Here is a 13,865-nt window from a genome sequence, read left to right on the forward strand (position 1 = left end):
CGATGCTTCAGTCGGCTTTTCACTGCACGTGTAAAAAAAAGTAAAATTCGTAAGTCCCAGCCTGCAGCCGCACTGGCGCTGAGGGCTTTAACTGCCGTCATAGCATCTTCGGTGTAAGGAAGGCGTGGAGGCGCAGCCGAGATAACATCGATTGAACTAACCCGCTGACGCGGGAGAAGGCGGTCAGTCAGCGACTTCGGCTCCGGGATCTTCCGTAGGGCGCAACCGTTCGAGTGGGACGATGGCAGTGCAGTTTGCTGTCGTGACCATTCCGAGCGGAGTCCACCATGACACCCCTACGTCGACGCATGATCGAGGATATGCGCGTACGCAGCCTCGCGGCCAATACGCAACGCGCGTATCTCCAGCAGGTAAGCAACTTTGCCAGACACTTCGGCCGTTCCCCTGAACTGCTGGGCCCGGAGGAGGTGCGCGCCTGGCAGGTGCACCTGATCGAAGTCCAGCGGCGCTCATCCAGCACCCTGGTGGTGGCGACTGCGGCGCTGCGCTTCCTGTATCACATCACGCTCAAACGCGAGTGGGCGGTCGAAGAACTCCCGATAGCGCGGAGGCCGCGCAAACTCCCGGTGATCCTCAGTCAGGACGAGATCACCCGGTTCCTTGAAGCGATCCGTAGCGTCAAGCATCGGACCGTACTGATCGCCGCCTACGCCGCCGGCCTTCGCATTTCGGAAGCCACCCGGCTGAAGGTCGGCGATATCGACAGCCACCGCATGATGCTGCGCGTCGAGCAGGGCAAGGGCCGCACCGACCGCTACGTGATGCTCTCGCCACGGCTGCTGGACATCCTGCGCAGCTACTGGTGTATTGGCCGGCCCCAGTACTGGCTGTTTCCTGGCCGCTTCCCGGATCAACCTGTGGGTGCCGACGTGGTGCGACAGGCGTGCCATGACGCACGTCGCCGTGCCGGTATCACCAAACCAATCACGCCGCACTCCTTGCGCCATGCGTTTGCGACGCACCTGCTCGAATCCGGCACGGATGTGCGTCTGATCCAGTTGCTGATGGGCCATCGCAGCCTGGCCACGACGGCGCGTTACCTGAAGGTCGCGACCAGCACGATCTGCGCGACGACCAGCCCGTTCGACCGGTTGCCGTCAACGTCTCCGCAGGCTTCACCTGAACCACCGGTTGAGCACGTTTGAACCGCCATGAAGGCTCCGCTGGAGCTGGCGGACGTCCTGTGCCGCCACGGCCCGACATACCGGCATCTGCACGCCGACTCGCTCGACCGCGAGCAGCGTCGCGTCATGCGTGCCATCGAGCAGTGCCGGACGGCGGCTCTGGGCGGTCACGTCGAGCAGTGCGACGCCTGCGGACATCAGCGCATCGCCTACAACTCGTGTGGCAACCGGCACTGCCCGAAGTGCCAGTCGCTCGCCCGGGCACAATGGCTCGAGCGCCGCCAGGCGGACCTGCTACCTGTGCCTTACTTCCACGTCGTCTTCACGGTCCCGCAGGAGATCGCGGCCATCGCATTCCAGAACAAGCGAATCGTGTACGACATCCTGTTCCAGGCAACCGCCGAAACGCTGCAGACGATCGCTGCAGACCCACGGCACCTCGGCGGCACGATCGGCTTCATCGCACTGCTGCACACCTGGGGGCAGAATCTGGGCCACCATCCGCATCTGCACTGCATCATCCCGGGCGGCGGCCTTGCTGCCGACGGCACGCGCTGGGTGGCTTGCCGGCCGGGCTTCTTCCTGCCGGTGCGGGTTCTCTCGCGCCTGTTCCGTCGGCTGTTCCTCGAGCGCTTGCAACAGGCCTTCGATATCGGGGCACTCCGCTTCTTCTCGTCACTGGCTCACCTGTCTGAGCCGGGCGAATTTGCCCGCTATCTTTCTGGCTCGCGTCAAACCGGGTGGGTCGTCTATGCCAAGGAACCATTCGGCGGTCCTCAGCAGGTGCTCGACTATCTCGGCCGCTACACACACCGCGTCGCGATCTCGAACAGCCGACTCATCAGTCAGACCGATCAGCACGTCACGTTTCGCTGGAGGGACTATCGTCATCCCGGCAGACCACGCGTGATGCGCCTGGACGCCTGCGAGTTCCTGCGCCGTTTCCTGCTGCACGTATTGCCGCATGGATTACAACGGATTCGCCACTACGGACTGCTTAGCAACCGGCTGCGCGAGTCCAGCCTCGCCACATGTCGCCGACTGCTTGGTGCGCCGTCCAACGAAACCCATGGAACATCCAGGCCTGACTACCGCGACCATTATGCGCACCTGACTGGCGGGTCACTGCGCGACTGTCCCGTCTGCAAACACGGTCACATGATCTGCGTCGAATACCTCCTGCCTGGCGCACCGGCGCGGGCACCACCATGCCGGCAATGAGGCCCGAACGCATGTCCCGCCTCGGCACCGAACCCGGCACCTCCTGCGCGCCCGCGTGGCACGTATGTCCAGTGCGCTCTGAGCGGGCCTCGCTCACGCAACCGAAGCCATTTGCTATTCGTCATGCCCGCACGCGGCCGCCAGATCGTGGACCCAGATCCTTTCCTGCCCTCGCTTTCCTGCCCGCATCCGCCGGTCACCACCACTGCGCCACCGATTCAATTCCCATAGCCACCGGCAGCGGAGCGGCTTAGCTCAAAGCATTTTAAGCAGGGCGGAGCCGGCTCGTTCGCCACGCCCTTGCTTGCTCATTGCGCCGGCTCCGCCCTGCTTAAAATCCTCTGGATTATCACCGGATAACCCACGATCCCGTCCAACCCGCGCGCGGAGCGGGCGGCGACTAATCCTGTCCTGCGCCGGCCGGTCCGTCGATCCGGCCGGACCACGCGGTCCCGTTGCTGGTGCTGGAACGGGCCACTGCGTCCTTCAGCCGGTTCCGATAGCCATCCACTCTCATCAGGCAACGAACCCGAAAGAGCCCAACCCCTCCCGCCCCGGCAGCGGCCCCGCGCCGGCCGTCACCTGCGACCGCCGTGTCCGGTGAAGACGCGCAACAGGTCGTGACCGAAGGCGACCACGCCACCGGTCCGCTGGCGGCCTCCCTTGCGCGGGGACGACACTGGGCCGTCGAGGAATGGGGAAGCTCCGATCACCTTGTGCTCCCCGACGCCCGCGACTACGCGGCCCGTAATTAACGGACGATCAACGTCAGAACGGCGAACTGTATGCATCGCTGTCTCCGGGAGGGGCAGGTGGATTCCGGTATGTTCGACAACTTGCTGTGGATCGTCGCCAGCCTCGTTTGCCAAGTGTGGGATACCGCATCGACCAGCCCAGACTGCGGATGCACATTGCGCGCATTGATGTGCATCTTCTGTGGCGCGCGGACGGCCTGGCAATGGTCCAATATGGACAGCGCAACTTCGCGAGTGAGCCGGATCAGGCGACGGGAGGAAAGTGCACGTACCCAGACAACATGTGTCGATCGCATCCATGCGCAAGATATTCCTTGAACTAGCCGGTAAGGTGCGGCAGGTCCAGCCAGAACTCGGCGACGAATATACGATCACGGTGACCCGACCGGACGGTCTCGCGTGTACTGATGACGAGGCCCGGCTGATCCTCGTAGAGTGCCTTCGCCAAGGGCCCCGCAGGCGACGCAAGGTCAAAGAATCCGAGCAGCAGCAGTTAGAGGCCCGAGGCCAGATGCGTCTGGTGGACTGAAGTCGGTTGACTCCACACGGCGCAGTCGCAACCTGCTTTCGCAGGGATCGATTTACTTGTAGGCCAGTGGGTGCCTGTGGCGCGACAGCTCAATTCCGTAAGCCGACGGACGGCCAACGCGCACAAAGCAGAGATTTTTTTGATTACCGCTCGCGGGCTGGCCCCGACTCGCCTGTTCACCCGTCAGCAGCCGCGATCGCCAACCAAAAAAATCTCTGCTTTATGTGAAGCTTTCCATAAGACCGATGAAGGTGGATTCGTTTTTGACAAGCCGATGGCCGGTTACGGAGCAAAACTGATGCGTGAACATTTGACCGACGGCGCAAGTGACCGAATTAGTAAGCACTTTCCGGATCTCGTGGCATAGAGATGTGGACTGGAACACCATGTTGATGGACGGCAAGTGGGTTCCGACCTTCCCCAAGGCCCGCTACCTGATCGGCAAGCGCGAATTCGAGCATTGGAGCATCGAGGGCGACGACGAGCAGATCAAGGAAAGCACTCAACGACATCCCGTCGAGATCGAAACCGCTGATCGGACCAGTCCGGCCGCTTTCGACGTGAAGACCGTGCGGCTTCACGAGAGGATTACGATGTTGCCAGCAGATGCGTGAACTCGAATCTCTCCTATCACGACGCGCGCCGCCGTCGATGCGATCGTCTCCACTTGCGACGATGGAAAATACCATTCGGCTGCCGAAGAAGCGCTGAACGCTACAACACATCGAGCCCTTGCATCGTATCGCCGCACGGATCAGTGCATCGCCGAGATCCGTCGACGCTCTACATCTCATTCCGAGGATCGAGCGCATCCCGCAGGCCATCTCCGACGAAGTTGAAGCTCGTCACCGCCAGCGTGATCGCAAGACCGGGCACGATCGCGAGCCACGGTGCGCTCGTCAAATAGGTCTGCGCGTTGTCCAGCATGTTTCCCCAACTCGGCGTGGGCGGCTGGATGCCGAAGCCGAGGAAAGAGATGTAGCTCTCCGCCAGAATCGCGTAAGCGACGTTCAGCGCGGCCGCGTTGGGCAACAGCTCACGGAACATGATGCGCGAGTGAGATGATCCCATCGACAGCGCCGCCAGCGCGAAGTCGCGCGTCTTCAGCGACCGTATCTGCGCCTCGACGACGCGAGCGACTTCCATCCACGACGTGATCGCGATGAGAAAGACGATCGACGGTACTGACGGCGAGATGATTGCGGAGATCGCGAGAAGCAGAAAGATCGAAGGAAAGCACAGCACGCCGTCGACCAGCCGCATCAGCATATTGCCGATCACGCCACCGAAGTATCCTGCGGTCATGCCGACGCACACGCCGATCACCATGCTGATCAACATGGCGACAAAACCGATCGACATCGAAATGCGGCCGGCCATCAGGAGCCGCGCGAACACGTCGCGGCCGAGCGGATCGGTGCCGAGAATATGCGCGCCGGAGAACGGCGGCATCAGTCGATGGCGGATGTCGATATACGTGTCGGTGAACGCGAGCAGCGATGGACCGGCGACGCAGGCGAGCACCATCAGCACGATGCAAAGCGCGCCGAGAATCGCCAGCTTGTGCCGACAGAAGCGGCGCAGCGCCGGGCTCATCCCGACACTCTTGGCGGAGTTGGTGATCGACGGTTTGGTGGCCACGGTGGGTGTCTCACTCATCGACGATCGCCCGCAATTCGGGGATCCGCGAAGCCATAGAGCAGATCGGCGAGCAGATTGCCAAGCAGCACGAGAACGGCGCTGAACATCAGGATGCCCATCACGGTCGGATAGTCGCGATAGCTGATCGAATCGAAAAACAGTCGGCCGATGCCCGGCCAGGTGAACACCGTTTCCGTCACCAGCGCACCCGACAGCAGGGTAGGCACATGCAGACCCGTAATCGTGATCATCGGCAACAGCGCGTTACGCAACGCGTGACGCATCACGATCTGATATTCCGGTACGCCTTTGGCGCGCGCGGTGCGGATGTAATCCTGGTTGATGACTTCGAGCATCGACGATCGCATGTAGCGGCTCCACACAGCCGTCGTCACCAACGCCAAAACGACGCACGGTCCGATCAAATGATGCACGTAGTCGAAAAACGAGCCGTCTCCTTCGGTCATGCGGTTGCCGGCCGGCAGCCAGTTCAGATGCACGGCGAACACATAGATGACCACGATCCCGAACCAGAACGTCGGAATGGACAGCGCGATCATCGCGCCGACGGTCGCGAGCGAATCGAACAGCGAATAGCGCCGCACCGCGCCGAGAATGCCGATGCACCCGCCGATGAACATCGCGAGCAGCGTCGAGCAGAACATCAGTTCGAGCGTCGCGCCGATGTGGGACGCGATGATCGACGTAACGGCGTGCTGATCGCGATACGACAGACCCCAGTCGCCCTTCAGCATACGCACCAGCCACTCCAGATACTGGATGGGTAACGGACGATCGAGGCCGAGCTGCGTCGACAGGCGATCGAGATCGGCCTGACTCATATCGCCGGAGGCCGCGAACTGCGAGAGCGGGCCGCCCGGCGCAAGATGCAGGATGACGAATCCGATCACCGAGACGATCAGCAGCAGAATCGCCGAATGAATGGCGCGGCGGGAAAGAAAAGGCAGCATGAGTCCGGTCCCCCGACTGATCGATCGCTATACTGTCTTCTTCCAAGACCATTCGTTCATGTTCCAGCAGTTCTGGCGCTGGTTCACGTTGGGTCGATAGCCGAGCAGGTTGTCTTTCATGCCTTCGATGAACGAGTACTGGAAGAGCGGCAGGATCGGCAATTCCTCGCGCACGATAACTTGCAGCTGACGATAGATGTCCTTGCGCCTGGCCTGATCGAAGGTCGCTTCGCCGTCGGCCATCAGCTTGTCAGCGGCCGGGTTCGACCACTGCATGTAGTTGCCGCCGCTGCCGCCCTTCAACGGGATCGCGCTCGAGCTGAAGCGGTTGGCCGGATCCGCATCCGCGCCGGTTCTGAACGACGTGCCGACCAGCAGCGACTGAAACTGAGACCGCGAATAGAACTCGCCCCAGATGATGGCGGCCGGCATGTTCTTGATCTTCATCGACACGCCGATCTCCTGCCAGTCCTGCATGATCAGTTGCTGACATTGCTCGCGCAGCACGTCGCCGGTGGTGGTTGACATCTCGAAGGTGAGCGGCACGCCGTTCTTGCTGCGCATACCGTTAGAACCCTTCACCCACCCGGCCGCATCGAGCATCTTGTTGGCCGCAGCGGTGTTTTTGCTCTGCTTCGGCAGCCCGTTGAAATAGGCCCACGACTCCATCGGAATGAATGATTCCGTCGGCTTCATGACGCCGTAGTAGATCGCGTCGATGATCGCCTGCTTGTCGAGAGCCGCGTACAGCGCCTGACGCACGGTCTTATCCGCGAACGCCTTGTTGTCGAGGTTCGGCATCACGACTTCCAGATTGCCGTTGGTCCACAGCGCCACCTTGCGGCCCGGCAGCCGCGAGGCTTCCTGATAGTAGTTGGCCGGAATGCCCGGCACGGGCACGAAGTCCACCTGGCCGGTACGGAACTGCGTGTAGAGCGCGGTCAGATCCGGGATGTACTTCAGCACGACCTTCTCGAGGAACGGGCCTTTGCCGTGATAGCGCTCGTTGGCCACCAGGGTGATGTTGTCGCCGGGCGTACGCGTGCCCCACTTGAATGGACCTGTGCCGACCGGCGCGCTGTTGAACGGCGCGGTGTTTGGATCCGAAGCTCCTTTGCGTGCCAATTGAGCGTGAGCACGGAAGTTGATGTTGGTCCCGCGTGCGCTCTGGATCGCGACGCGCAAGACCGGGATGTCCGCGCGGACCGCAACTGCGCAGGAGGGCGTCGCGCTGCGTGGCAATCACAATGAAACTTCTGGATGGACCGGCAGCGTGAACTGAAAAACGGCGCCGCGCGGCACGTTCGCGCCTGCCCACAATCGTCCGCCATGTGCTTCGACAATTGAACGGCAGATCGACAGCCCCATCCCCAAACCGGTGGACTTCGTGGTGTGGAAGGGAGCGAAAAGGAGCTCGGCGCGGTCCAGAGCAAAGCCTGGACCCGAATCGCGCACTGCCACGAGCACGTAGTCACAGTCGGCATTGCGGGTGCTGACTAGCAGTTCTCGCACGCCATCGCTCACTCCGCTCATTGCCTCGATCGAGTTGATGACCAGATTGAGGAGGACTTGTTGCAGTTCGACGCGGTCTCCCTCGACGAATTGCAGGCTGTCGGCGAGTTGCGTCTGCACCGAGGCGCCGTTCTTCATTGCTTCGCCACGGATGAGCTCAAGGGCCTCGCGAATCGCCGCGTTAATGTCCACCCTTTCCTTCCGTGGAGGCGCCTTCTTGATCAGTTCGCGGATCCGGCCGATTACGTCCCCCGCTCGATTACCGTCGGTGACGATACGGAGGAGTCCCTCCCGAACCTCCTCCATATCAGGAGGCTGGGCATTCAGCCACCGCAGCGCAGCCTCAGCGTTGCTGACCGTCGCGGCGATCGGCTGGTTGACCTCATGGGCGATCGAGGCCACGAGCTGGCCCATGGTGGCGACGCGGTTTGCGTGCGCGAGCTCCGCCTGCAACTCGCGGTAGCGCCGCTCGCTCTCACGGTGCATCTGCGCGTAGAGCCTCGTTATCTCATACAACAGGACAAACAGGACGAGACTGCCTGACAGGAGGCTGCAGACCTTGCCAGCATAAAAGCCCACACTGAAGCGGGCCGGAACGGGATACGAGATCAGGAAGAACTCTGTGACGTATGCGAACATCACCACCATCAGCCACAGATCAAGCACCGAACGCCGTCGGATCCAGAGCGCAACGAGCGCAAGGACGCTCAACAGCGCCATGGATCCGGCGGCATAAAGCCAGAGGGTAGAAAAACGGATCGTATCGAGCATCATGCGCGGCAGCAGCGCATTTCCCGCGGTGACAAGAAAAGTCACTGCACAGACCACGGCCGCCGTCAGCGCGACACTCGAAAGGATGGCCGCACCTACAGAACCCCGCCACGACCGCTTCGCCGGCTCAGCATCCTTCAACAGGGCATAAGCGGTGACGAACATGGCAAACCCGGCGTGCCACAGAATATAGAGCCAGTTTGTGCTCTGCAACCCGGCTCCAAGCAGGCCGCCCGGCGTGACGACGCCTGGAAAGGTCAGCATCCACGGCAATAGCATGAGCGCTGTGAAGAGATACCCACTCGCGATCACGAGGATGGCACGCGAACGGAGGATGGAGAACTGGGCGAATAGCAGAACAGCGGTGATCGAATCGTTCACGATCATCGCCGTGGCATAAGCTGGGATGACGTCGATCCGTCCCGGCTGGAGAGTCGAAAGCGGCCCAGTCGTGATGAAACAGGAGACCAGAAAGGCCAGAACGACGGCGAGGGCAAGCCGTTTCTGCGCCCGGCCGGGCGACAAGTTCAAGAGGATGAAATGCTGCTCCTCGGGGACAACGGCGGCTATCTTTACCATCGGGGCGACTTTTCGCAGCACCTTGAGCACGCGACACCAAGCTGGTACGTTTCGCCACGCTTGTCCCAAGGCGCCTCGCCGCCAGTTCTGCCCATTGGGCTCGCCCGACGTCGAGAAAAACAAGCACGCGACCTGTGAAAAGGTGGGTTGAAGGGATTCGCGCGTCGACGCATGCAACCGCGTCAGTGACCGACTTCAGAACACTGTTCTCAGTCCACTGTTCCGACTCTCCCCGGTCCAACCAGTCACCCAGCGAGGCCTCAATGTATCTCGTTTGCGGGCACTTGTCTTCATCTACGAAGCGACAGGCCTTAATTGCCCGGATGCCGCTTGTGACGGACCGCATCTAGAGCAACGGCCGTCCGAATTGCAGGCGCCTAGCGTCTGCAACGGGGCCGATCAGTGCCATTCGAACCTTACGTGCGCGAACGCCTGACGTGCGAAAATTTTTCAAAACGAACGCTCGTGAGCAGGCTGATTCAATGAGCGGCCGGACGTATCTGGAAAAAGCGCGGCGTCGTGGTTTTTGCCGACCGGAGCGTCGCGCATTTTTGAGGTTGCTCCCCTGTTGATAATACAGAGGATCAATAGCCTGTTTCGCCCTCGGCTCGCTTTAGGCTCACAAGAGGCGAAGGTTTAACCAGGTCAATCGAGGAGTACCGCCTTCGCTGCGGGTACTGCGGAGCCGCGGGCATGCATCGAAAGGCAGAATCGACCTATTTGATCGATAGAAACTATCGAAAAGACTTCTCATATAGTAAGGGTTTATACTTATCTCCCTTGTTGTCGCAACACATTGTTCGGCACTCAACTGCCGTTCGCGGCCAACAACTGGAGATTTCACCATGCTTAAGTCACTCGTTCCCGCCATCGCTCTCGCTTCGGCGCTGCTGCTGGCAAGCGGCGTGGCGTCAGCAGCCGGCAAGCTGACACCGGCTGAATGCAACGACTATCCTTTCAAGCCATTAAGCAAACCGGTCACGCATGCTCAACTGATGCAAGAGCTTAGCGAACTGGAATCGGTCGGCTACGAGCCGTCGGCTCGCGATGAAAGGTACTATCCGTCGAACATCCAGTTGGCGGAAGCGCGCCTCAGGTTGAAATACCGGGCCGATTGTCTCGGAGAGAACGTTAAGGTGCCCACGACACGGATTGAATCGAGCAGTGACCTGTTAGCACCGATGTAAGCCTGATATTCATTGAAAGGCGTTCCCGCAGCACCAAGGAGAGGGCGGCCGAGGTGTGGGCAATCGTCTCATGCAATTGGCCGAGGGGGAGCGCCGGCACGTGAACGAGCGCTTCGATCGCTTGGGGCAGGTTGCGACTCGCGCGCCAGTTTCGCGGCTCGCACACGTTCGTTAGTATGACCGGCCTGCACAGACGCATGCTGTCCAGCGACACGGATCGCAACAACTTCACGACGCAACGGACGGAACGTTGTTGTGGTTGCGCAAGTATGAAAGAGGGCGTGAGCAACGGAAGCGCCGGTGGAGGACGTTGCGAATCGCGTCATTCGGTGGGCGAAGCTTGAACGGCCGGGCGGGGTCGCGTTGAACCGACGGGCAACCGGCAAAGTCGGCCAGCTCGGGCCGTTCGTCACCCGCAGCTCCAAACGGCTGGGGCGCCGCTTTCGCTATCAAGAAAAGACATTCATTGCGAAGGCGGACGACACTTGGTTCACGCAGTCGATGACCGCGTCGATCATGGGACAAATGAGCACCTTGATCAGGAGCAGCACATTGCCGATGTCAAAAGCCTTCGTACTCAAAGGATAAGATCCGGCGAACTGGGCGGGGATGGGACCGATCATGGCGGCCTTTCCCGGGGAGGCGGTGGGGTCAGGGCCGACGCCAGGCTTGCGATTTCGACCGGCGACAGCACGCCAGCCTCAAGCATGGTCTGCTCAAGCGCAACCAGGAAGCGCTGGTAGTAATTCCACTGGGGCTGGCCGGGGCACTGTCCGGCTTCCCACTGCGCGATCGAGCGGATGAGGTTCTGGCGGAAATCCTCCCACTCGAAATAGCCGGCCTTGGAAAGCGACAACGCCAGGCCGAAGACCTTGCGTTCCCATGGATGACCGAAGCGCAGCTTGCCTTGTGAGCGTGGCGGCGAATCGGGCTGGCCGAGCATGCTGGATGCCGCGTATTCCTCAAAGCGCGTGAACATGGCTACACCGTAGCAGACGCGCCGGCCGGGGGAGCGACGAGCGCCACGCCCATCATGGATTCGGGGGTGACGAGTTCCGCCAGTTCGGCTTCGCTCATGCCACCGGTGCCGGCCGGCCGCTCCGGCACGACGAACCAGCGGATCTGCGCGCTGCTGTCCCATACCTTGACCTGAACGTCATCCCTGATTGGCACGCCGAACTCCTTGAGCACCGCGCGCGGCTCGCGCACGCCGCGGGCCCGAAACACCGGGTCCTTGTACCAGTACGGCGGCAGGCCGAGCACCGGCCACGGATAGCACGAGCACAGCGTGCAGATGATCAGGTTGTGCACGCCGTTGCCGTTGGCGACCGCGGCCATGTGCTCGCCTTCCGCTCCGGTCATGCCGGCCGGGAAATTCATTTCTGCGATCGCCTTTGGCGTGTCTTCGATCAACCGCTGCTTGAATGCGGGGTCCACCCACGCACGGGCGACCAGGCGCGCGCCGTTGAAGGGCCCGGCGACCGTCTCGAAGTGCTTCAGGACCGTGTCGACCGAATCGCTGCCGATGACGCCCTTCTCGATCAGCAACGCCTCGAGCGCGCGGACCTTGGCGGCACTCTCGGATTCGCGGTCGTCGTCGTATTCAAAGAGTTCGCTCATGCTTCGCTCCGTATCAATGAAGGCCAGTCAGTTCGAGGCTTCGAGATAGGCTTCGAACAGGTCGGCATAGATCGTCGTGTTAGGTTCGCTCTTTTGCTTGCCCCAGATATCCTCGGCGGCAAACGCCACGCGATAGACGGGCATCGGCGCGCCGATGCCGTCCGGGCCCGTGGAAACGAAATAGGAGTACGCGCCCGGGTATACGAGATCGACTGTGCCATGCTTGTTGCGCAAGTACCCCGGCAGGCGCGTGTGATCGACCGCGTCGGGATCGGCGACCGTCACACGGGCCCCCTGCGCGAAGCGTGGCGTCCCGCCGAGCGGGCGCAGTGGCGAATCGCCGTGCATCAGGTAATCGACGATTTGTGCCGAAATGGCCGGTTTGGCACTGGCAGGCAATGGCGCATCGGGGTTGGCGCGGTAGTAGTTGGTCTTGCTGACCAGTTCGTCCGCCGACACGTAGCCCTGATCGACAAAGAACTGCGCGATGCCCATCAGCCATTTCTCGTAGTAGCGGTACTTGAAGTACTCGAACGGATTCATGTCTTCCGCGCCGGCGCGCAGCGACGCCCAGGTCCACTTTTCCTTGAACGCGGTCGGCAGCGTCTTAACCGGATAGTTCTGGAGCGCGTCCGACAGGTGGGTGCTTTCCGCCATCATCACGGTGTGAATGCCGAAGATGCGCTTTTCCCATTCCTCCGCAAAGACACGGGTGTCCAGGTTGACTGGCCCGAGATTCTCGAGGCCACCGAGGGTGTGTGCTAGTTTCATCGCGAGTTTCCTTGCGAACAGGGGCGTATCGGCGAGGGCGGGCTCGTCGATGCTGACGGGAGGGCTTCGATCACTATCACTGTGGGTTCCTTTCGAGAAAGAGACAGCAGTCGAACAGGACAACTCAGGCCGCGAGGCATTCAGCGAACGATTTGCGCAGACGATGCGGGTCGATACCACGGCCGATAAAGACCAGGCAGTTGCGGCGCGCCTCGTCGCGCCGCCAGGCACGGCCGGGACGAGCCTCCAGCAACATGTGCACGCTGTGGAACAGGAACTGGCGCGGCTCGTCGACAAAGTTCAGCACCCCCTTCATGCGCATCAGCCGCGTGCCCTCCTCCTGGACGAGCAGGTTGACCCAGCGGTTGAAGCGCGTCGGGTCGAGCCGCCTGTCCTCGACAATCGAGTACGACTGGATCGAACTGTCGTGCTCGTGGTCGTGCTCGGCGTCTTCGTCGAGCAGGTCCGGTTCGATGGCCAGCACGGCAGGCAGGGAGAAGCGCTTCACGCCGAGCAAGTCGTCAGCCGGCACGGATGAGCGCGTCGACGCAAAGAGCGTGGCGGTTGGGTTCAGCGATTTCACCTCGGCCTCGATCGCGGCGCGCTCGCCGTCATCGACGAGATCGAGCTTGTTGACGATCACGACGTCGGCGAAGGCCACCTGCTCGCGAGCGATCTCGTCCTGGATCTGCTGGGGAAAATGCCGGGCGTCGACGAGGGTGACGACGGACTCGAGCTCCACGAGCTCACGCACGTCGGGATCGGCGAGGAAGGTCTGGAGGACGGGTGCCGGATCGGCAAGGCCCGAGGTCTCGACGATCAGCCTGTCGACCGGCGTGCCGCTGACGCGGCTGCGCGCCAGCAGTTCCTTGATGCCGGCGACGAGGTCGACGCGCACCGTGCAGCAAATGCAGCCGTTGTTGATCTCGACCAGCGCCTGCTCGTCGGCCACGATCAACTGGCCGTCGATGCCGACCTCTCCGAATTCGTTGACGACGATGCCAATGCGCTCGATCGCGCGCTGTTCGATCAGGTGATTGACCAGCGTGGTCTTGCCGGCACCCAGGAACCCCGAGATGACGGTGACCGGAACTTTGGCATAGCGGGTGGTGTGAATCATCTACACCCCTCATGTTTCAGATGACGACAAAGTGAAAGGAGGA

General features: G+C 61.6%; 15 protein-coding genes. 7 read left to right on the forward strand and 8 right to left on the reverse strand.

What is annotated here, in order from left to right; genetic code table 11:
• The first annotated feature begins 287 nt into the window (after positions 1-287).
• The 5 genes from RI103_RS20330 (at position 288) to RI103_RS39670 (ending at position 4,264) form a co-directional block, all read left to right on the forward strand.
• Entirely contained in the window at positions 288-1,166 is an 879-nt protein-coding gene (locus tag RI103_RS20330; RefSeq protein WP_310817175.1) for a site-specific integrase, read from the forward strand.
• 6 nt (positions 1,167-1,172) lie between these two features.
• On the forward strand, positions 1,173-2,366 hold the full coding sequence (locus RI103_RS20335) for an IS91 family transposase (protein WP_310817176.1): 1,194 nt from the start codon (positions 1,173-1,175) through the stop codon (positions 2,364-2,366).
• Between the two features lie 1,053 nt (positions 2,367-3,419).
• The gene (locus RI103_RS20340; RefSeq protein WP_310817178.1) at positions 3,420-3,650 is read left to right on the forward strand and encodes a hypothetical protein; all 231 of its coding nucleotides are present in this window, start codon (positions 3,420-3,422) and stop codon (positions 3,648-3,650) included.
• Between the two features lie 139 nt (positions 3,651-3,789).
• Complete coding sequence (locus RI103_RS20345) at positions 3,790-4,017, forward strand: hypothetical protein (RefSeq protein WP_310817180.1); 228 nt, start codon at positions 3,790-3,792, stop codon at positions 4,015-4,017.
• Between the two features lie 4 nt (positions 4,018-4,021).
• Complete coding sequence (locus RI103_RS39670) at positions 4,022-4,264, forward strand: hypothetical protein (protein WP_409077012.1); 243 nt, start codon at positions 4,022-4,024, stop codon at positions 4,262-4,264.
• A gap of 169 nt (positions 4,265-4,433) precedes the next feature.
• Here RI103_RS39670 and RI103_RS20355 read toward each other — a convergent pair whose 3' ends face one another.
• Genes RI103_RS20355 through RI103_RS20370 form a run of 4 tightly spaced genes read right to left on the reverse strand, consistent with a single transcriptional unit; the run spans position 4,434 to position 9,154 of the window.
• Positions 4,434-5,309 (reverse strand): ABC transporter permease, encoded by an 876-nt coding sequence (locus RI103_RS20355; RefSeq protein WP_310817182.1) that lies wholly within the window; start codon positions 5,307-5,309, stop codon positions 4,434-4,436.
• Positions 5,306-6,262 (reverse strand): ABC transporter permease, encoded by a 957-nt coding sequence (locus tag RI103_RS20360; RefSeq protein WP_310817183.1) that lies wholly within the window; start codon positions 6,260-6,262, stop codon positions 5,306-5,308. The genes RI103_RS20355 and RI103_RS20360 overlap by 4 nt, the downstream gene beginning before the upstream one ends.
• Before the next feature lie 27 nt (positions 6,263-6,289).
• Positions 6,290-7,447 (reverse strand): peptide ABC transporter substrate-binding protein, encoded by a 1,158-nt coding sequence (locus RI103_RS20365; RefSeq protein WP_310817184.1) that lies wholly within the window; start codon positions 7,445-7,447, stop codon positions 6,290-6,292.
• A gap of 57 nt (positions 7,448-7,504) precedes the next feature.
• Complete coding sequence (locus RI103_RS20370) at positions 7,505-9,154, reverse strand: MASE4 domain-containing protein (protein ID WP_310817186.1); 1,650 nt, start codon at positions 9,152-9,154, stop codon at positions 7,505-7,507.
• Positions 9,155-9,969: 815 nt separating this feature from the next.
• Between RI103_RS20370 and RI103_RS20375 the strand changes: the two genes are divergently transcribed.
• A complete protein-coding gene (locus RI103_RS20375; RefSeq protein ID WP_310817188.1) occupies positions 9,970-10,311 on the forward strand; it encodes a DUF4148 domain-containing protein in 342 nt (113 codons plus the stop codon).
• 300 nt (positions 10,312-10,611) lie between these two features.
• Entirely contained in the window at positions 10,612-10,899 is a 288-nt protein-coding gene (locus RI103_RS20380) for a hypothetical protein (protein ID WP_310817189.1), read from the forward strand.
• Positions 10,900-10,930: 31 nt separating this feature from the next.
• Here RI103_RS20380 and RI103_RS20385 read toward each other — a convergent pair whose 3' ends face one another.
• The 4 genes from RI103_RS20385 to RI103_RS20400 form a co-directional block, all read right to left on the reverse strand.
• Positions 10,931-11,290 carry a nitrile hydratase accessory protein gene (locus RI103_RS20385; protein WP_310817191.1) on the reverse strand — a complete coding sequence of 120 codons (360 nt, stop codon included), beginning with the start codon at positions 11,288-11,290 and terminating at the stop codon, positions 10,931-10,933.
• Positions 11,291-11,292: 2 nt separating this feature from the next.
• A complete protein-coding gene (gene nthA / locus RI103_RS20390; protein WP_310817193.1) occupies positions 11,293-11,931 on the reverse strand; it encodes a nitrile hydratase subunit alpha in 639 nt (212 codons plus the stop codon).
• A gap of 27 nt (positions 11,932-11,958) precedes the next feature.
• On the reverse strand, positions 11,959-12,702 hold the full coding sequence (nthB, locus tag RI103_RS20395; RefSeq protein ID WP_310817194.1) for a nitrile hydratase subunit beta: 744 nt from the start codon (positions 12,700-12,702) through the stop codon (positions 11,959-11,961).
• Positions 12,703-12,826: 124 nt separating this feature from the next.
• The gene (locus RI103_RS20400) at positions 12,827-13,822 is read right to left on the reverse strand and encodes a GTP-binding protein (protein ID WP_310817195.1); all 996 of its coding nucleotides are present in this window, start codon (positions 13,820-13,822) and stop codon (positions 12,827-12,829) included.
• Between the last annotated feature and the right edge of the window lie 43 nt (positions 13,823-13,865).

This window comes from Paraburkholderia sp. FT54 (genome assembly GCF_031585635.1).
Classification (GTDB): Bacteria; Pseudomonadota; Gammaproteobacteria; order Burkholderiales; family Burkholderiaceae; genus Paraburkholderia.